Raw genomic sequence first — 19,446 nt, 5'->3', positions numbered from 1 at the left:
GCCAAACGCCGAACCAAATAGAGAGTGCCCCATGTTACGACGATCCGTCATCGCGATAACCCTGACGCTGTCCGCCACGGGCCACGCCGCCTCGAGCGAGGGGCCGCCGGCCACCGAGCATGGGCCGGCATCTTCGGCGTTTCCGTCGCATCGATTCCAATTGGCACCCCATCGTTATCCACGGGGAGAGATAGGCGTCAATTTCGGCCTCATCCAACCCATCTTTGCGCATGGGTTCAACATCGCCGGCGAATTTCGGTATCAGCGGCTTTGGCTCGAATATTCGCACGGGCAGAGTCTCGACTACAGCGCCTGCGCCTCGATGTGCCTCACGTCGGACGAACGAAACGCCGGCCTGTCCGTCAAAAGTCCGTACACCACGGGATTCGGTGTCGGTTTCATCCTGATCGACGACGTGTGGCTCGGTCTCGAGTTCAAGACCCACCGCTACGAGGTCGGTGCTCCCTCCGGGGATCAGGTTCGATACCAGACGTATTCCATCGGACCCGTCCTGGGATGGCGCTTCTTCGTCGTGCGCGGGCTCTACATCGATCTCTACGCTCGCTATTGGCCCAACATCGCCAACACGTTGCCAAATGGCGAATGGGCCGTGGCTGCAAGCGGCGACCGACCCGCGAGCACCCACCAAGCGCACAACCTTGGCGTATTTGCCAACGCATCCATCGGCTGGGCCTTCGCGCTGTAGTTCTCTGGAAGCGCCGTAGGGCCCTCGGCGTTTTCGCAAGGGCATGGTCGCGCGGTGGGTTCTTGTCCTCTTCCTCGGTGCGTGTTCTCGCTCCAGCGGCGAGCCGCAAGCGGTGCCGGTGGACGCGGGCCAGGTTGCGGCGCCGCCTGCAGCTCCGCGCGTCGATTGCGCCGAGCCGGATCGGCTGGTGCAGCTCGGAACGATATCGTCTATTTCAATTTGAATACCCGCGAGCAGAAGGTTCTCTCGAAGGCGCCCGGGCCCGAGCCCAAGTCTCCATTCGACGTCGTCCACTGTGGCACGGATGCATTCTTCGCGGTCGCCGGTGCCCACGAGCTCGCCGTGTACCGGAGCGTGGACGGGACTCGCCTTGCGAGCGCCCCCGCGAAAAAAGGTGGAGCGCTATCGCTCAGCGCATCCGGGTGTTACCTCACGCAAACGCGAAATAACGCGACCACGATATTTCGCTTGGAGCCGTAACGTCATCGCTCACCACTTGCACTTGTTGACGGTGCCCACGCACTTTCCCTGAGGGTCGCCGTTCTTCTTGATCCGAATGCAGCAAACGCCCAGACAGTCGCTCGGACATCGATCGCAGTACCGAGGGCACCCGCTACCGACACAAACTCGAGAGCCGCAGTAGCAGGCTGGGCCTCCTTGGCTGCCGCACGCTCCCGCATCTTCTTCGGCGGTGCCCGCATCTTCGGAGCCGGCGTCTTCGTCACCAGGACTCGCGTCCAGTTCTCCGGGGCCCGCGTCCTGTCGTGAGCCGGCGTCCTGTCTGGAGCGAGCGTCCTCGCCATACAGCGTTGCATCCATGTAGCTGCCGCCATCGCCGGCACCCACCGAGCCGTCGACAACGGGGCCATCGGGGCCGCCCTGCTCGAACTGCAAGTCGGGGACGGCTTTGCATCCGAGAAGCGCGGACACGATGACGGCCACGAGACCATGGGATGAAGCCATCGGCGTGCGCCTCACGACCCAAGATTTAGCACGCCGAGGCCTGTTTTGGCTTGGAACTGCTCAGGGCGTTGCGACGATTCGTGCCTGAGCTGAGGCCATTTTTGGCCGGTTTCACCGCGACCGCGACGCGCCGGAGCCGCATCAGAATAGGTGTATAGGCCATCATTGCGATGGCGGTCATCCTGCAAGAAGCTGCTGTAAACCGCTATCCAAGAAAAAAAGGGGGAAGGCCGTGGATACGCGACTCCTGAGCGCAACCGCGCTTCGATACGCTGACGCGTCCGATTCATTACCGGTCGAGAGGCCGATGGATCCTTCGCTCCCACTCCGCGGGCTGCACGTTCTCGTGGTCGACGACGACGACGACAATCGTGAAGCTATTCAAGAATTGCTCGAAGACCGTGGTTCGCGCATCACCACGGCTGCCAGCGTGGCCGACGCGCTGGAGAAGTTCGAGCACGAGGTGCCCGACGTGTTGCTCTCCGACATCGGAATGCCAGGCGAAGATGGGTTCGATCTCATTCGCCGCGTGCGTGCTCGTCCGAAGGCCCGAGGTGGAGCGGTCCCCGCGGCCGCCCTCACGAGCTTCGCGCGCGCAGAAGACCGCCGGCACGCGCTGCGCGCCGGGTTCATGGAACATGTCCCGAAACCGGTGGATCCCGATGCCTTGATCGCGATTGTCTCCTCGCTCGCGCGCATGGCTGCGTGACCGCCCCATCGAGGCCGACGCAGCATTGCGAATGCCAGTGAGTACTTGCGTCTCGGTACAGTTGCGCCATGCCCTCATGTGACAACTTTGTCGGGCGCATCGTTCGATGATCGAGGCTTCCGCACGCTATCGACGAATGGTCCGAATCGTGCCGTACCGGTCCATCACGTAACGAGACCAACACGAACGGTGCGATGCGGTTCTGTCGCACTGTTCACATCGGGGGGGCCAGCTCTCACATGGGGAGGCTAGCCAGTGCGAAGCGAACGGAACCCAATTTATCGACGCATTCCTCGCCATGGCTCGTCATCCCTTGCGAGGTGACGATGAGCGAACGCGACGAATCGAACAAACGTTTGAACACCGGCGATCTCGAGGAACATGCGCGATCGCTCGACGAGCCCATCACGAGCGTGCGAAGCCCCGTGACGTTTCGCATGCTCATCGAGAGCATCAAGGATTACGCGATCTTCATGCTGGACTCGTCTGGGGTCGTCGCCACTTGGAACGAGGGGGCCAAACGCATCAAGGGCTACACAGCCGTGGAGATCATCGGGAAACATTTCTCCCACTTCTTCCCGCGCGAAGATGTCCTATCGGGCAAATGCGAATTTCAGCTGGCAGTGGCCGCGCGCGATGGCCGCTTCGAAGACGAAGGCTGGCGCGTGCGAAAGGATGGTTCCCGTTTTTGGGCCAACGCCATCCTTACGGCCCTCTACGACGGCTCGGGGCAGCTCGTGGGATTTGCAAAAGTGACACGCGATTTGACCGAGCGGCGCAAGGCCGAGCAAGAGCGGTTGGAAGCCCAACGGGAGCGCTTCGAGCTCGAGAAATTGCACGAAGCCAATCGCATGAAGGACCATTTCCTGGCCACCATTTCCCACGAGCTGCGAACGCCTCTGAATGCCATCGTCGGCTGGGCCGAACTGATGAAGGATGGAGAGGATCCTTCCATTACCGAAAGGGCGCTCGATACCATTTTGCGCAATGCCAAGGCGCAAATCACGATTGTGGACGATCTGCTCGACATGTCCCGGATCGTCACCGGGAAGATGCGTTTGGAGCTCCGCACCGTCGATCTCACGGCCACCGTCCGCGACGCCATGGAGGTCGTGCGGCCCGCAGCCGATGCCCGCGATGTCCGTCTCCGAATGGAGAAGTCCGATGCGCCCGCGCTGCTCGTGGGGGACGCCGTTCGGCTTCAGCAGCTTTCCTGGAACTTGCTCTCGAACGCGGTGAAGTTTTCGCACGCAGGAGGTGAGGTTTCCGTTTCGCTCCAGCGCGCCGATTCTTCGATGGTCCTTTCCGTCTCGGACAGGGGACACGGGATCGAGGCGGGTTTTCTACCGCACGTCTTCGAGCCATTTCGTCAGGCGGAGGTCGGGACGACGCGGCAGGTGGGGGGTGTCGGCCTTGGCCTCGCCATCGTCAAATACATTGCGGAGCTCCACGGTGGTGCAGTGTCCGTCGCGAGCCAGGGCCTCGGAAAGGGGGCCACGTTCCGCGTGAGGATCCCCATCCGCGACGGCATTTCGGCACAAGGCACCGCTCCAAAGGGCGGGGAAGCGACGCCCGCACGTGAGCGAGGCGAGCCAAGCAAGAGCCTCCAAGGCATTCGCGTGCTCGTCGTTGACGACGAGGCCGATGCGCGCGAGCTCTTGCATGTCCTCTTTCGTGCGCGCGGGGCGGCGGTCCAGACTGCGGCGTCGGCCGAAGAAGCGCGCCAAGCCGTGGCTGCTTTCGGGCCCGATATCATTATTTGCGACATCGGCATGCCGCGCGAAGATGGATATCAATTCCTGCGAAGCCTTCGAGAGCTTCCCGTGGACCGCGGCGGCGCGATCCCAGCCATTGCGCTAACGGCTTATGCCTACGAGAAGGACATGGAGCGCGCCCGGGAGGCGGGATTCAATGAGCATTTGGCAAAGCCCGCAAACCACGTCGACCTGCTACGCGCCATTCACGACCTTCTCGATGTACCCCGCGTGAGAACGCGGCCGTCGTAGCGCGAGCGACGCATGTTCTGCCCTTGAGTCGAGGCGACGCTAGAGGCCTGCACACCGACGAATTCGCTCGATGGCGAGGGCCTCGATGTGAAAGTGCCATGTTTGGCCATGGCGAGAGCGCCCATTGTATTCTGCTTCCATGCGGCCCGGTCACCTGCTCGCCGGTCGGTTCGAAGTCGATGCACTCCGTGGGTCCGGTGGGATGGGGGCGATCTACCGTGCGCTCGACCACCGCACGGGCGACTACGTTGCCATCAAGGTGCTCCGCGACGACGCGCCCGAGCATCGCGGACGCTTCGCCCGCGAGGTGTCGTTGCTCGAGGGGCTGCGCCACCCGCACATCGTGCGCTACATCGCCCACGGAGAGGGCCCGGCGGGGGATCTGTACCTGGCCATGGAGTGGCTCGACGGCATGGATCTCCAACGACGCCTCGCCCGCGGCCCGCTGGATGTGCCGAGTGCGCTCGCCTTGGCGCGGGCACTCGTTGAAGCCCTGGCCCATGCGCACGGCCTCGGCATCGTTCACCGCGATCTGAAGCCGAGCAATCTGTTCCTCCTCGGCGGAGAGCCTCATCGCGTGAAGATCGTCGACTTCGGCGTGGCGCGTGCGCTTTCCCGGAGCGTCATGACCGTGGCCGGTGGAATCGTCGGCACGCCGGGCTACATGGCCCCGGAGCAGATCCGCGGGGAGCTCACGATTGACGTTCGCAGCGATCTGTTCGCGCTCGGGTGCATTCTGTTCGAGGTCCTGGGCGGCCGGCCCGCGTTTGCGGCTCAGGACATGCTCGCACTCATGTTCAAGGTGCTCATGGACGACCCGCCGCCATTGCGCACGGTCTGTCCCGAGCTTCCGGCGGGGCTCGAGCGCCTGATTCATCGCTTGCTCGCGAAGCACCCCGCCCAGCGGCCGCAAAGCGCCGCCGAGGTCGAGGCCGAGCTGCGGAACCTGGAGGGCGAGCTGGAACCAGGCGCCGTTCCTCCGCGGTGCGTCGAGCCGGCGGCCGTTCTCGCCCCGGGAGAACAGGGCATCGTCTGCATCGTCCTTGCGGGCCCGCCATCGCGCAAGGAGGACTCCGCATCGGGCACGTTGCGCAGCGAATGGGATCGGGATCGCCGGGCCAGGCTTCGTCATATCGGAGCGGCCTTTCGCGCGAGCATGGAGTGGCTGCCCGATGGCACGATGATGGCGCTCCTGCGGGCTGGCCCGGGGGAGACGGAAAGGACGCTTCCGCCTGGCCATGGCGGGCCGCGAACCCGCAGCGCGGTGGACCAGGTGGTGCTGGCCGCGCGTTGTGCGCTCGCCATGCGCGACGAGCTTCCGCGCGCATCGTGGGTCGTCGGCACCGGCCTCGCCGAGCTGCGCGATGAATGGCCGATGGGCGCCGTCGTGGACCGAGCCGTGAGCCTGCTCCGCAAGGTGCCCGGCGGCACGATCGCGGTCGACGACACGAGTGCGCGGTTGCTGGAGCTGCGTTTCCGCATCGTCGATGGGCACCTCCTCGAGCCACGCGACGAACCCGCCATGGGGCGTCAGCTTCTCGGTCGCCCATCGCGCTTCGTGGGGCGCGATCGAGAGCTCGGCAATTTGCAGGCGATCCTCGACGGCTGCCTCGAAGATCGCCGGCCCGGTGCGGTGTTGGTCACCGGACCCGCGGGCATCGGCAAATCGCGCTTGATCCACGAGTTCCTGGTCGACGCGCACGCTCGGCATCCCGACGTCGACGTGTGGTCGGCCTGTGCCGATCAAGTCAGCGGGAACGCGCCGTTGTGGATGCTTGCGCAGACGTTGCGGTACGCCGCACGAGCGGAAAAATTCGAAGCGCGCCTCGCCGGGCGCATGCGCGAACCGCAGATGGCCGATGTTCGCACGCTTCTCGCGGAGTTGTTTCGCGATGTCGCCGAGGAGTGGCCGCCGCCCAGCAAGGCCCCGCGACCGCTCGACCCTTCGGTGCGTGCCGAACGCGTGCGACGAGGCTTCCTCGCGCTGCTGTCGGGCGAATGTGCGCATCGCCCCGTCATGGTCGTCCTCGACGACATTCAATGGGCCGATGGCGCATCGCTGCGCTTTTTCGATGCCGCCCTCGGGCACTTGGCTGACGCGCCTCTGTTGATCGTCGGCCTGGCCCGCCCCGAGGTTCGCGATGCGTTTCCTCGCCTTTGGACGAATCGACGGCTCGAGGAGCTTCGGCTGTCCAACCTGCGCCCGCGCGCTGCCATCGAACTGGCGAGCCACGTGTTGGGCGATGCGCATCCCGAGGCGGTGCTCGAGCGCGTCGTGGCCCGCGCCGATGGCAATCCTTTTTACCTCGAGGAGCTCCTTCGCGCCGTCGTGGAAGGCCGTGGGGATGCGCTCCCCGAGACCCTTTTGGCGATGACCATGGCTCGGATCGATTTGCTCGAGCCGTACGCGAGGCAGGTGCTTCGTGCCGGCAGCATCTTCGGCGAAAGCTTTCGCGAGGCCGACGTTCGGGCGCTCCTGGAGACGGCGGACGATCGCGATCGCATGGCCCATTGGCTTGCACTTCTCGTGGAGCACGAGGTGCTCGTTCGGATGGAAGGCGATGACATCGGGTCGGCGTCCTACCGATTTCGTCATGCGTATCTGCGCGACGCTGCGTATTCCACGCTCACCGAGGCGAACCGAATCCTAGGCCATCGTCTGGCGGCCGAATGGCTCGAGCGCTCCGGCGTGGCCGAGTCGGCGGTCGTGGCGGAGCATTACATGCAAGCGGGCGATGCGCGTGCTCCGGGGCATTACCTGGCCGCGGCGCGCCAGGCGCTCCGTCGCAGCGATCCCGAGGGAGCCATCCATTTGACCACCCGCGCGTCCCACGGTCCGGAGCCGGATCGCGAGACCGTCGACCAGCTTCGTACCGTGCAACTGCGGGCGCACGTTTGGCGTGGCGACTTCGCCGCGGTGTCGGATCTCGCCCATCGGACCATGGCGTCCGTCGAACTTGGCTCGAAAGAGTGGTGGCCTGCCGCCGGGCTCGCGGTCAAATCGGCCATGATGCTCGGGCGCTCGGCGCGCGCGCGACGGAATCTGCGCCTCTTCTACGACGCGCGTCCGAGCGGCGATGCGCTTCCGGCGTACCTGGACACGCTGGGAACGCTCCTGCCGTCGACGTACTACGCGTGCGCGCACAGTTTCTCCGAGCCGCTGTATCAGGCGTTCATCCAGCATGCGCTGCCCGCGGCGGAGAGCGATCGCCATTGGCGCGCGGTATGGCTGCGTGTGGCCAGCGTTCGAGCGCTGACCTATTGCGATGATCCCTGGGAGGCCTTGAAGTTGGTGCAATCGGCTGTCCCGCTATTCGAGGAAGCAGGCGACACGCAGCAGGTATTGCACCTGCAGGGCGAGGTCGCGTTGATTCTTGGCGACGTCGCGAATTTCGAGGCGCACGAGGCGGAGAGCCGGAATGTGCTGCGGGGCTCATCGCACATGGCGTTGGGGCCGACCATTGCCGTCGGCCAGCTCGCGTACAATCTGGCCGAGCTCGGGCGAGCCGAGCACTCGTTGGTGGACTGGGCGCTCGAGCGCGCCGTCGAACGCGGATTTGCCGCGGGCGAGGGGACGGTGCGCGCGGGGCGGGCGGCGATTTTCTTGCTCGAGGGTCGATTCGAAGAGGCCGAGCGCGAAGCCCTCCAGGCCACGCGTCTCACCATGACCTTGCAGCGTTTTGCGGCCCTGGCGTTCACGGTGCTGGTTCGGGCGCGGCTTGCGCTCGGGCGGACGGAGGCTGCCCTGCGTGCCAGTCGGGCGGCGATGGCCTTGGTGACGGCGCCTCGGTCGATCGGGCCGACGGAGGTGGGTATCCTTCTCGTTCGCGCCGAAGCCCTTCAGGCCTCGGGTGATGCTGCCGCCGCGCGCACGGCCATCCGCATGGCCCGCGAACGGGTGCTGGCCCGCGCCGGCCGCTGCAACGATCCCGCGGCGCGAAAGCGCTACCTCGAAGACGTACCTGCGGTTGCGCGCACCTTGTCCCTCGCGGAGGCATGGCTCGCGTAGCTTTGGATCCGCCCCGCAGTTCCAGTGAAGCCGATCTTGGCGTATTCACGTGGCATGTCCGTTTCGTACAGAACCGTCTTGGCTTCGTTGGTGCTCGTTGCGTGTGGGGGGCAGCCGGGTGGGGTGGTGCCGGTGGGCACCAAGGTGCAGCCGGTGCCCGAGCAACCCGTGGCGGCCAAGCCGGAGGTGGCGCCGTCGAGTGAAACGATGGAGCGCGATGCGCGGAAAACGACCGCGGGCGGAGCTACCTTCGTAGCCCCTGCGGGGTGGACCCTGCGGAGTGCGCGCGCCGGCGTTCTGCTCGACGGGCCCGAATCGGACGTTCACGTGGCCATCGTCGAGACGGAGGAGACCACGGCGGATGCGGCGGTGGCGGCGGCTTGGGCCTCCGTGCACCCGGATTTCAGGCGCACCGTGGATGTTGCCGTCGATAGGCCGGGACGCAATGGCTGGGACCAGCAACGCAATTACGAATACGAAACGTCACCCAACGAGAAACTCGTCCTTCGGGCCACCGCGCGCCGCCGCGGACGCACGTGGACGGTGGTACTCGTCGACGGCACCGAAGCCGGGCATGGCAGGCGCCAAGCCCAAATGGAAATCATTCGAGATAGCCTTCGCCCCCAGGGATACGAGCACGAATCCTTCAAGGGAAAAACCGCACACACACTCGATGCGGGACGCATTGCCCAGCTCACCAAGTTCATCGAGCAGGGGCGCGACATGGCCGGCGTTCCTGGCATGGCCATCAGCCTCGTGCAGGGCGGAAAAGTCGTCTTCGAGGGCGGCTTTGGCGTGCGGGAGCTCGGCAAGCCCGCCCGGGTCGATGCCGACACGCTCTTCATGATTGCCTCGAACACCAAGGCACTGTCGACGTTGCTCCTGGCGAAGCTCGTGGACGAAGGAAAATTCGATTGGAATAGCCCGGTCATCGATGTTTATCCCGATTTCAAATTGGGGGATGCCGAGACGACGCGAAGCGTGCAAATGAAGCACTTGGTTTGCGCGTGCACGGGCTTGCCCCGGCAGGATGCCGAATGGTTCTTCGAGTTCAAGAACTCCACGGCGGCATCGACGATGAAGGTCCTCGGTATCATGCAGCCGACGACCAAGTTCGGCGAGACGTACCAGTACAGCAATCCATTGGCGGCCGCGGCGGGATTCGTCGGCGGTTATGCCGCATATCCGAATCGAGAGCTGGGGGCGGCTTACGACGAGGCGATGCGCACGCGCGTCTTTCAGCCGCTGCGCATGACCTCGACCACGTTCGACTTTGCCCGCGCGCTTCGCGCGAATCATGCATCGCCGTACGCGGAGGATCTCCACGGAGCACCCGCCCGCACGAGCATGGCCATCAATGCGGCCGTATTTCCGATACGGCCTGCCGGGGCCGCGTGGTCGAGCGCTCGCGATCTCACGCGGTACGTGCAGCTGGAGCTCGCCAAGGGCACGCTGCCGGACGGCAGCCGGTACGTCTCGGAGAAGAATCTGCTCGCACGCCGGGAGAAGCAGGTCGCATCGTCCGAATTTCGCTTGTACGGCATGGGCCTCGAGACGAATACGCAATACGATACACCGGTCGTCGAACATGGCGGCTCGATGATTGGCTTCAAGAGCAACATGTTTTGGCTTCCGGAACATGGTGTCGGCGGCGTCATTCTCACCAGCTCGGATAGCGGCGCACTCGTGCACGTGGCGTACCTCCGCAAGGTCCTCGAGGTGCTCTTCGACGGCCGCCCCGAAGCCGACGAGGATCTCGCCTTCGCCGTCAAGGCGCGCAAGGAACGCCTCGCGAAGGCGAACGCGCGACTCGTGGTGCCGCCGGCGGCCGCCACCGTCGCCGGGCTCGCGAAGCGCTACGGGAACCCCGCGCTCGGGGACATCGCAATCGTCACCAAGGGAAAAGCCGTGTTCGTGGATGCGGGAGAATGGAAGGTTCCCATGGCCACGCGCACCAACGACGACGGGACCACCTCGCTCGTGAGCATCGAGCCCGGCTTCGACATCGACTTCGTCATCGCAGAACGCGAGGGCAAGCGCGCGCTCGTCATGCCCGACGTGCAGCGCGAATACGCCTTCATCGAGAAATAGAGGCTTCGCGCGACGGGCGGTATTTCCCGAGGTAGTGAATCCCAATCAGGGCGGCGATGAAGCCCGCGGAGGCGCCCACCGCGAGCGCCCAGCGGGGGCCGAAGGTATCGGCGGTCCAGCCGACGATGGGCGCGCCGAGGGGTGTGCCGCCCAGTGCAATGGCCAGCAGAATGGCCATCACCCGGCCGCGCACGACCGCGTCGGTGGACAATTGCGCGAGACTCATGGCCGTCGTGGTGAAGGTTTGGGCGCCCATCCCGACGGCGACCAGGGTGGCCCCAAAGGCGGCATAGTGGGGCATCACGGCGGCGAGTGCCATGGCGACCCCGAAGGCAGCGGCCGCGGCCACCAAAAAGCCCATGCGAGGGCTCGCACGCCGGGCGGAGAGGAGCGCGCCGGAGACCGAGCCGATGGCCATGGTCGACGACAGCAGCCCGTAATGGCGCGCGCCCTCGTGAAAGACCGTGACGGACATCGTCGAAATGAAAATCGGAAAGTTCAGCCCGAAGGTTCCCACCACGAAGAACATCAAAAGAATCGCGCGAAGATCCGGGCGCTTCCAGACATAACGAAAGCCTTCGGTGAGGCTGCTGCGCGTTCGCTGCGCTCGGCCCCTGCGATGGAGTTGGTCGGCTTTCAGACGGCTCAGCGAGACGAGCACCGCAATGTACGATGCCGCGTTGATGAGGAAGACCCACCCCGAGCTCACGGATGCGAGAAGAAGTCCCGCGATGGCTGGGCCGATCATGCGTGCGCCGTTGAACGAAGCGGAGTTCAATGCCACCGCGTTCGACAAGTCGGACTCCTCCACCAACTCCGAGGCAAAGGCATGGCGCGCCGGGGCGTCGAACGCCGTGACGCATCCGAGCAGAAACGCGAACACGTAGACGTGCCACAATTGCACCGCACCCGAGACCGTGAGAAGCCCGAGCCCCAGGGCCAGCGCCCCTGCGGTGGCCTGCGTGGCAAATAGCACTTTTCGCAGGTCGAAATGATCGGCCGCGAAGCCGGTCAACGGAAGCAGCAGCACCTGTGGCCCGAATTGGAGCGACATGACCACGCCCACGGCGGTCGCATTGTTGTGCGTCAGCTGGGTGAGCACCAGCCAATCTTGGCCCGTGCGCTGCATCCACGTTCCCACGTTGGATACGATGCCGCCCGTGGCCCAAGTTCGATAATTGAATCCCCTCAGCGAACGGAACGTGCCCGTAAGTGGTTCACTCATGATGCTGGATAAGCCGTGACTTCGATGCGCACGAAGTACGATGCGCAGGTGTTGTTCCAAACATAGATGGCATTGCCGCCGTCCTTTTTCAAAACGGTAATTTGCGCGAGGTTGCCCCCGGCTTGCGTCCACTGATGGCGCCCTTCGGTATCCGTCTTGTCCTTGTTCGGAAACTCGTCGGGGCTGATGAATACGTTCACCTGGCGAATGTCGCGCCCGTCGAGGACGTGCGGGTGAAACACCCAGGTGTGCTGGCCGCTGTAGAGCAGCCAATTCGAGTCGACGGGCGTGCTTTCCCAGGTGTCGGCGTCAATCAGACGACCCGGAGCGTCGACATTGGCTTCCGATTGCTCGCATTGATCGCCGTAACACCCCGAGCTGCTGCCCAGCGCGAACGCGGAGAGCAAAGGCACGGATGCACCCGTGACGGAAAAGCGAAGCACCTTCGAAAGAAAGGTCATGGCTCTCGCATACCATGTCCGGCGCCCGCGGAGCAGCGCCCGCGTTGGCGCGGAATTTCGCGCCGAACTCTGAGCCGAAGTGCCCGCTAGAAGCAATGCCGTTCAGTTAACCCGTACACGTTCCCGTTCCCCTTCCCGATCTTCTTCTCGGGCTTTCGTGTACGGGAACGGGAACGGGAACGTGTACGGGAAAGAAAATTCGCTAAGCGAACGGCATTGCCGCTAGAAGGGCCTGCCCTGGTCGCAGTATGCGACGGAACAAACCGTGGTTTGGCAATTCGGCTCCGAGCACACGCAGGCGCGAACGGCCTTGCCTCTCATGGGGATCGGTACGGCCGGGCGGAGAGTCGAACGGTATCGAATTTCGATATACGGGTAGAGCGCAATCTAGGCGCACAGCATTGGGAGCCAGCCCTCGTGGTGGTATCGCTGCGTGCCTTTGCGCGGGACGGTCGCGGCAATTCGGTGTCGCAATCACTCCTCCGCGCCGATGGCCTGAAACGCCCGTAAATGCATGGCGCCTTGCGCCGTTGACGGTGCTCGCCCCGCGCTGTACGCCCGAACGAGCACCGATGAGTATCCAGAATACGGTTTTGGAACGATGGGGCGCTCTCGCTTTGGCCATGGCTTGCCTGACCGCGTGTTCCAGCCGTGCCGGCGGGGACGAAGGGGCCAAGCAAGGCCTCCAAGAGCTAAGTGATGCGGGCGTCGAAGCCGACGGCGGGGTGGAAGAAGAGGACGACGCCGGACTCGCCCCCCTCCGAACGGTGCCCATCCCCCAGCCATCGAATGGCGATATCGTCGACCGTGCTGCCGCCGTGCAACTTGGCAAAGCCTTTTTCTGGGACGTGCAGGCGGGCAGCGATGGCCAGACGGCGTGCGCGTCGTGCCATTTCGCCGCTGGCGCGGACAACCGCGTAATCAATACGATGCATCCAGGCCCGAACAACCGATTCGAGAGCAACGGCGTGACCGGCCCAGGCCAAACCGCCGTCGTCTCGAACATCGGCAACGACGATCGCCTGGGCTCCCAGGGCGTGCGCTCCGCGACCTTCGTGGGCATCGCTTCGGATCCCGGCACGGCGGCGGACGTCTGCGTGGAAAATCCAAAGGCGCCCTTCGGTGGCGAGCGGCAGGTCACGGGACGCAACACCCCGTCGGTCGTGGGCGCCGTCTTCTTTCGCCAACTCTTTTGGGATGGGCGCGGCCACGACGTCTTCAATGGCCTCGATCCTTTTGGCACCACGGGCAACGCGGGGGGATCGCTCACCCAAATTGATCACGCAGGCCTTGCATCCCAGGCCACGGGCCCGACGACCAACGACGTCGAGATGTCGTGCACCGGCCGCCCTTTCAATGGGCCAGCAAGCGTCGGCTCGAAATTGCTCGCGAGGCGGCCGCTTCAATTCCAGGACGTTGCGACCACCGACGGCGTCCTCGGCGTGCTCTCGGCGTCGCCCGAGCGGGGTCTCCAAGGCACATACCACGATCTCATCGACAAGGCCTTTCGCGCGGACGTAGCCACGAATGCGGAGGCTCAGTTTTCACGCATTTGGGGGCAGGCCATTCAAGCTTACGAATCGACGCTCATTCCGGATCAGACCCCCCTCGATCGGTACCTGGAGGGTCAGGCGTCGGCGCTCACCGCGAAGCAGGTGACGGGGCTGAACCTCTTTGCCGGCAAGGCCGAGTGTTACCATTGCCACCCCGGGCCCGAGCTCTCCGATGCCACGTACACGTTTGCCGCGCAGCACGGCTTGGTCAATGAAGACGGTGGCGACCAAGGCTTTCACCATATCGGGGTGCGGCCGGTGGCATTTCGCAATCCCGAGGATCTGGGCCGGGCCGCGAATGGACCGAAGGGCATTCCGTTTTCGGTCAGCCGCGCGAACGTCGACCGCGGCGCCTTCAAAACGCCGCAACTGCGCAACATCAAGCTGACCGCGCCCTATTTCCACAATGGTGGCAAGGCGACGTTGACCGACGTAGTGAACTTCTATGCGCAGGGTGGCGACTTTGCGAATCCATCGAGCCGCCTGCGCGCGATCAATTTTCTCCCGGGCGAGGCGGCCGCGCTGGTCGATTTTCTCACCAATGGGCTCACCGACTGCCGCACCGAGAAACAGCGCGCGCCCTTCGATCATCCGTCACTCATCGTGCCCAACGGCCCGAGCCTCCCTGCGGTGGGCGCCGAAGGCCACGGCGCCTGCCCCTAGCCGGGTGACGACGGCGTCCAGGCGTGCGCGCCGACGAGGGTGCCGGTCTGCGTGTACGGATCCCACCAAATGACGCGGAGGAGCGGCGCGAGCTGCGCAATCTGCAGCGCCTGCACGGCTTCGCTCTCGATGAAATGCGTAATCCCTCGGCGGAGCGCCGCCGCCGCCTTGTGCGCCGCGGCCCCGCTCGGCGTCTCGTCGTGGAGGTCCATCACGCGCATCTCGATTTCCATGTGCGAAAAGCCGTGCCGCGCGAGCCATGCTTCGGTGCGCGCGCGATCGATCTCGGGACGCCCCGTGATGATGAGGCGCACCGACGCGAGATCGATATGGGGGAATACCTCGAACGGCAAAAGCTCGTCCCGCTCCCTCAGGGCCGCGTCGAGATCTTCGTCGTAGCGGGATTTGGGGACGTCGGGCAGCAAGATGCCATCCAGGTCGATGGCGTAGGTGGCATACTCGTGATCCTCGCGCATTTTGCGGGCGTAGCCATCGGGTGCGAGCGACCAATCGGCGCGATGTTGCTCGGTGTGGGCTTGCCGCTCCCAAGGAAACAGCGGCGCGTAACCGCGCGCGTCGATGGCGAAATCGGGCCGGGTGACGCTTCGATCGTCGACGACCCCGGTCAGCGTCTTGATGACCAGGCCGTGCCGTTCCAAGAACGCGATGCAATCGCGCAGGGTAAACCCGTAGCCGGCGATGTCCTCGCAGAGCAGCACCTTCGATCCCCGAGCCGGCAGCGGCAAAGCGGAATCCCATGCCACCGCGCGTGTCTGCCGGTCGTAGCGTAGAAACGCCACGTGCGCGCCCGTTGCGTGAGAGACCATCAGCGCCAGGGGCGCACCGCCGCGCAGAATGCCAATCACCATGGTGAAGTGCTCGGCGAGCAGCGCCGGCTGCAGCGACTCGATCCATTGGTCGAAGTGATCGTACGTCAGCGCCAAGGTCGGCCGGTCCGGCACGGTGCCCTTCGGTGCTTCGATCTCGGTGACCTTCATCGTCTCAGCCTGGCTCCTCGTAAAATTTTGACAATTGGTCGAATCGGTTGCGCACGACGGGGGATTTCATGGGCTCGTACGCGAATGCCTCTTTGCCTTGGTCCCGGATGACGATGCGGTACGGTTGCCCGAGCCGCTCCGTCAATTGATACCACGCGACGGCCTCGGCGAGGTCATCGGACCAATTGCTGCTGCCATAAAGGGATACGAAAGGCGTGCGCTCGAGGGCCGAATAGACGGCCTCGGCGCGATCGACGGGCAAAACTTCGCCGTCACGGCGAAACTTGGCCTTGGCCAGGAGCGGGTCCCGAAAGGCGGGCGCGATCAGCGTTCTCTCGCTCCAGGCGCTCGTGGTGAAGGCGCTATCCGGGGTGAGCCGCAAGCTCCCGTCCACGACATGGGTGGTCTCGTGCAGGAGCACGAAAACGATGGCATCCATCGTCCCCGCCTCGATGGACACGCGCCGCGACGAGCCCGCCGTATCGAAGCATTGCTGTTCTTTCTGCGTGAGAAACTCGGACAGATTCTCGCGCAGAACACCCGCACGAAGCGTGATGTGAAACAGCCGATGCGGCTCGTTGGCATCGGCGGGCGAGGTGAGCGCCCCATTGGGCATTCCATCGAGGAAGCTGATGGAGTGCAGCCGCTCCGGCAAAATGCGCCGATGCAAAGGCGGAAGCGCCGCAAAAGCCGCCGCGACCTTCCGCCGTTCCTCCGGGGTGAGCGCATGCTCGGTGGGAGAGGCCTGGCCGTCCTCGACGAACATGCGCAACACGTCCACGGGTGTTGCCGTGATGCGCGTCTCGAGCGGCGAATGCGCATCGAAGCCGCCGCCCACAGGCTCGTCCTGGCGGGGCATCGCCGGCACCGTGTGCGTTTCATTCGCGCACGCCGCGAGAAGAAGCCCCAGGAACGGCAGAGTGCGCATGGCGGACTTCATCCACCGGTCATAGCGGCGATTCGCGCGCGGACCAGGTACGCGTCGGCCACAAGTCATTGCAATGAGACCCCCACCATGACGCCGGCACCGCAAGGTGTGCAACGTTGGGCCACCGCCCGTGGTCGCCAATTGCGGATTCGCCGAGAAATCCGCCTATGTACGCTGGATCGGCGCGTGCTTTCAGTTGGGTACGGTACGCTCCGTACCTGTGGAGGCTCCTGCCATGAATGCCTTGCTTCGTTCGGTCCTATGTTTGGCGGCTCTCGTCGGTGCAGCCGGCTGTAGCTCCGCGGCGCCGCAGTCGTCATCGCAACAAGACGGACTTGGCAACGGCAGCCGCGACCATGAGTGCACGGCGGCAGCGGCGATGCGCGGATTGGGGCTCGATATCGATCCGGCCTTCGCGCCGAAAGTCGAATCGGCGACCATCTCGGTGTGTTGGGCCGGCACGTGCCGCAAGCCGACCGTGTACCTCACGCCGGCGACGAAGACCGTCGACCAAGGATGCCAGGGCCAGGTGTGCAGCGGGCAGGCCGTGCCGACGGGCGGCAAGATGGCCTACATCCCCGTCCCGGAGCTGCCGACCCAATCGGTGCAGATTGCACTCAACATGAGCGACGCCTCGGGCGCCGCGCACCCGACGCAGACCATCGACGTCGTTCCGACCTTGGTCTACCCGAATGGTCCCGACTGCGGTGGCGAGGCTCCCCAAGTGAACCTCGTCGTCGCCGCCGGTGGCACGTTGCACGTGCGCTGAGCGCGATCATCCTTTGACCGTGCACAAGGGCAGGAGCCGGGCGACCTTGCGCGCGATGCCGGCTTCTTCCACGGACTCGATGACGGGTTCGACGGCCTTGTAGGCGTACGGCGCCTCCTCCATCACGCGCCTTTCGTATTTCTCGAGGATGTCGCGGCGCCTGGCGAGATGGGGTGCACGGGGATCGATGGGCCCGACGACGCGCAGCTTTGCCAACTCGCGCGCGAAGACGTCCTTGGGGACGTGCGCCGTCTTGGCGCGAGACAGTGCGCGGCCGGCACCGTGGCAGGCACTTTCGAGCGCGTCCGCGTGGCCCGACCCCGCGAGCAGAAAGCTTGCGGCGCCCATCGAGCCGGGGATGATCACGGGCTTGCCATGGTAGTCGGCGCCCGAGGGACCGGGGGCGGGGGTTGCGCCCTTGCGATGCACGAGGGATTCGCCGGCGCGAAAGATCAGGTTGTGCGGCGCATCGTAGACGAGCTTTGCACCCACCGTGCGTCCCGTCGCTTCTTCCACCGCGCGCACCGCCATGAGGCCCAAGAAGAGCCGGTTCGCAAAGGCGAAATTGGCCGCGTTGCCCATGCCATCGAGGTACGCGTGTCCCTCCTCGGCGCGCGGGCCCGACGTCGGAAGGGGAAAGAACCCGCCCTTCGGCGACGTGATCCCCGTGGGGAAGATGCTTCGTGCGCGATCCATGAAATGACCGCCCACCGCGTGTCCGAGGCCCACGGAGCCCGAGTGGATCATGATGGCGAGGCAGCCTTTGGAGACGCCCCAATCGCGTGCGGCGTGGCCATCGAAGAGGGCATCGATCCGCTGCAGCTCGACGAAGTGGTTTCCGCCGCCGACGCAACCAATCTGCGGATCGCGTCCGTCGACCCGGCCCGAGGACATGATGAAGCGCTCGAACCCGAAGAGTCCGCGCGTGGGGAAGCCCCCTTCGGCGTGGGCGCGCGCGAGGTTCTCCTTCTCGATGGCCGCGTCGAAGCGTTGCCAAATGCCGTGATGGGCGTTGTCGGCCGCGGTGCGTACGAGGCCCGGGAGGCCGTCGCGCAAAACGGCCTCGCGCTGGCGGGGTGACATGGGGATATCGCGTTCTCCGGCGAAGAAGATGGCGCGAAGCCGCTTCTGGATCGCAGGCCAGTGCGGTTCCAGTGCGTCGGCGGGGAGATCGGTGACTAGCAGACGCATGCCGCAGCACACGTCGTTTCCGATCGCTTGCGGAATGCACATATGCTGCGCACGCGCGACGGTGCCCACCGGTACGAGGGAACCCTTGTGGAAGTCGGGCGTGAGCACGACTTTGTCGATGCACGCGGGCGCGTCGCCGAAAAAGGTGAGGCGGCCGCGCGCTTCGGCATCGCGGATGTCCGCGATGGCGCGGCATACGTCGAGAAAGTCGAAGAGCTGTAAGAACGCGTCCCGCTCGACGGGGACCGAAGGGTGCGCAAAGAGTCGCACGTCGAGCCCGAGCGGGTTCTCGACATCGAAACAGGCTGCGTCGGATCGGCGACGCGCCAAATCCTGAAGATCCTGAACATACATGTAGCTGCCTTGAAAGAACGAACGACGGCGGCCGCTTCGTCTCTACAACGAAGCACGTCCCCGCGAGAAATGTCCCCGAAGAAGCGCACAGGAACGCCTCTCCGCAGCAGCGGCGGTCAATCTGGATCGAACTTCGCGTGCCGTCAAGGCATCAACGCTGGAAGACCTCGTCGGGCTGTGTGCCCGGGCGGGTGAGCTCCACCTGGCCGTAGGTGGAGACGAAGGCATCGATCATCTCGTCGAACGGCAAATCGACGTAGCACCCGCGGTCGTTCAGGTACTCCATGTACGTGTGGCCCCGGCCGTCGAAGGCGTGAAGGAGCGCGTCGTGCTTTCCATCGAATTCGAGCGGCTCCACACCGACCCGCGCACAGAGCTCTGCGTTGAACGCGGGGCTCGCCTTCAGTGGCTGGCCGTCGATCCAAAGCTCGGTGTAACCATGAAAGACGAACAGGTCCGTCCGCATGGCCTGCCGCAGCTTCTCGCTGGACAGGTGATTTCGCACGTCGGCGAATCCGAGTCGCGACGGGATCCCCACCGCGCGTGCGGCCGCACAGAGCACCACCGCCTTCGGCACACAATACGCGCGCGACTGCTTCAAGACCGAGCTTGCCCGGTAATCGTCCCGCCTCGGCGAAATGGTGTACGGATCGTAGCGAAATCGCTCCCGCACCGCGTGAAAGAGACACCGCGCGCGCTCGGCATCGGTGGTCGCATCACCGCACGCCTCTTTTGCGAACGCCACGACGGCCGGATGATCCGAATCCACGAAATACGAAGGTTGGAGAAACTCGATTGAAGCCACGACCGAAACATAGCA

15 protein-coding genes are annotated in these 19,446 nt (G+C 64.8%); 8 read left to right on the top strand and 7 right to left on the bottom strand.

Annotated elements, in window-relative coordinates; translation table 11 throughout:
* The first annotated feature begins 31 nt into the window (after positions 1-31).
* On the top strand, positions 32-706 hold the full coding sequence (locus LZC95_22330; protein ID WXA99543.1) for a hypothetical protein: 675 nt from the start codon (positions 32-34) through the stop codon (positions 704-706).
* An 81-nt stretch (positions 707-787) separates the two neighbouring features.
* Positions 788-1,186 carry a hypothetical protein gene (locus LZC95_22325; GenBank protein ID WXA99542.1) on the top strand — a complete coding sequence of 133 codons (399 nt, stop codon included), beginning with the start codon at positions 788-790 and terminating at the stop codon, positions 1,184-1,186.
* A 9-nt stretch (positions 1,187-1,195) separates the two neighbouring features.
* On the opposite strand, the gene LZC95_22320 is transcribed toward LZC95_22325, so the two are convergent.
* Positions 1,196-1,684, bottom strand: a complete 489-nt coding sequence (locus tag LZC95_22320) for a hypothetical protein (protein ID WXA99541.1) — start codon at positions 1,682-1,684, stop codon at positions 1,196-1,198.
* Positions 1,685-1,976: 292 nt separating this feature from the next.
* On the opposite strand from LZC95_22320, the gene LZC95_22315 reads away from it, so the two are divergent.
* The 4 genes from LZC95_22315 to LZC95_22300 all read left to right on the top strand — a co-directional run bounded on the left by LZC95_22315 (position 1,977) and on the right by LZC95_22300 (position 10,484).
* Positions 1,977-2,378: a response regulator gene (locus tag LZC95_22315; protein WXA99540.1), complete on the top strand. Its 402-nt coding sequence runs from the start codon at positions 1,977-1,979 to the stop codon at positions 2,376-2,378.
* A gap of 326 nt (positions 2,379-2,704) precedes the next feature.
* On the top strand, positions 2,705-4,384 hold the full coding sequence (locus LZC95_22310) for an ATP-binding protein (GenBank protein ID WXA99539.1): 1,680 nt from the start codon (positions 2,705-2,707) through the stop codon (positions 4,382-4,384).
* 139 nt (positions 4,385-4,523) lie between these two features.
* Positions 4,524-8,393 (top strand): protein kinase, encoded by a 3,870-nt coding sequence (locus LZC95_22305; GenBank protein WXA99538.1) that lies wholly within the window; start codon positions 4,524-4,526, stop codon positions 8,391-8,393.
* Positions 8,394-8,471: 78 nt separating this feature from the next.
* Positions 8,472-10,484 carry a beta-lactamase family protein gene (locus LZC95_22300; GenBank protein WXA99537.1) on the top strand — a complete coding sequence of 671 codons (2,013 nt, stop codon included), beginning with the start codon at positions 8,472-8,474 and terminating at the stop codon, positions 10,482-10,484.
* On the opposite strand, the gene LZC95_22295 is transcribed toward LZC95_22300, so the two are convergent.
* A complete protein-coding gene (locus LZC95_22295) occupies positions 10,471-11,709 on the bottom strand; it encodes an MFS transporter (protein WXA99536.1) in 1,239 nt (412 codons plus the stop codon). The two genes, LZC95_22300 and LZC95_22295, sit on opposite strands and share 14 nt — an antisense overlap.
* Positions 11,706-12,170 (bottom strand): hypothetical protein, encoded by a 465-nt coding sequence (locus LZC95_22290; protein WXA99535.1) that lies wholly within the window; start codon positions 12,168-12,170, stop codon positions 11,706-11,708. The genes LZC95_22295 and LZC95_22290 overlap by 4 nt, the downstream gene beginning before the upstream one ends.
* Before the next feature lie 572 nt (positions 12,171-12,742).
* On the opposite strand from LZC95_22290, the gene LZC95_22285 reads away from it, so the two are divergent.
* Positions 12,743-14,386: a hypothetical protein gene (locus tag LZC95_22285; protein WXA99534.1), complete on the top strand. Its 1,644-nt coding sequence runs from the start codon at positions 12,743-12,745 to the stop codon at positions 14,384-14,386.
* On the opposite strand, the gene LZC95_22280 is transcribed toward LZC95_22285, so the two are convergent.
* Positions 14,383-15,384 carry a phosphoribosyltransferase domain-containing protein gene (locus tag LZC95_22280; protein WXA99533.1) on the bottom strand — a complete coding sequence of 334 codons (1,002 nt, stop codon included), beginning with the start codon at positions 15,382-15,384 and terminating at the stop codon, positions 14,383-14,385. The genes LZC95_22285 and LZC95_22280 overlap by 4 nt on opposite strands.
* Before the next feature lie 4 nt (positions 15,385-15,388).
* Positions 15,389-16,312, bottom strand: coding sequence for a hypothetical protein (locus tag LZC95_22275; protein ID WXA99532.1), 924 nt, complete (start codon positions 16,310-16,312; stop codon positions 15,389-15,391).
* 235 nt (positions 16,313-16,547) lie between these two features.
* On the opposite strand from LZC95_22275, the gene LZC95_22270 reads away from it, so the two are divergent.
* Entirely contained in the window at positions 16,548-17,081 is a 534-nt protein-coding gene (locus tag LZC95_22270) for a hypothetical protein (protein WXA99531.1), read from the top strand.
* Between the two features lie 6 nt (positions 17,082-17,087).
* Here the strand turns inward: LZC95_22270 and LZC95_22265 are convergent, their stop codons facing one another.
* Positions 17,088-18,626, bottom strand: a complete 1,539-nt coding sequence (locus LZC95_22265; protein ID WXA99530.1) for an RtcB family protein — start codon at positions 18,624-18,626, stop codon at positions 17,088-17,090.
* Between the two features lie 151 nt (positions 18,627-18,777).
* Entirely contained in the window at positions 18,778-19,431 is a 654-nt protein-coding gene (locus tag LZC95_22260; protein ID WXA99529.1) for a transglutaminase-like domain-containing protein, read from the bottom strand.
* Positions 19,432-19,446: the final 15 nt, after the last annotated feature.

The sequence above is a fragment of the Sorangiineae bacterium MSr12523 genome (assembly GCA_037157775.1).
GTDB lineage: Bacteria > Myxococcota_A > Polyangia > Polyangiales > Polyangiaceae > Pendulispora > Pendulispora brunnea.
The sequence above is the reverse complement of the archived record's forward strand: the minus strand, read 5'-3'. Positions and strand labels throughout refer to the sequence as shown.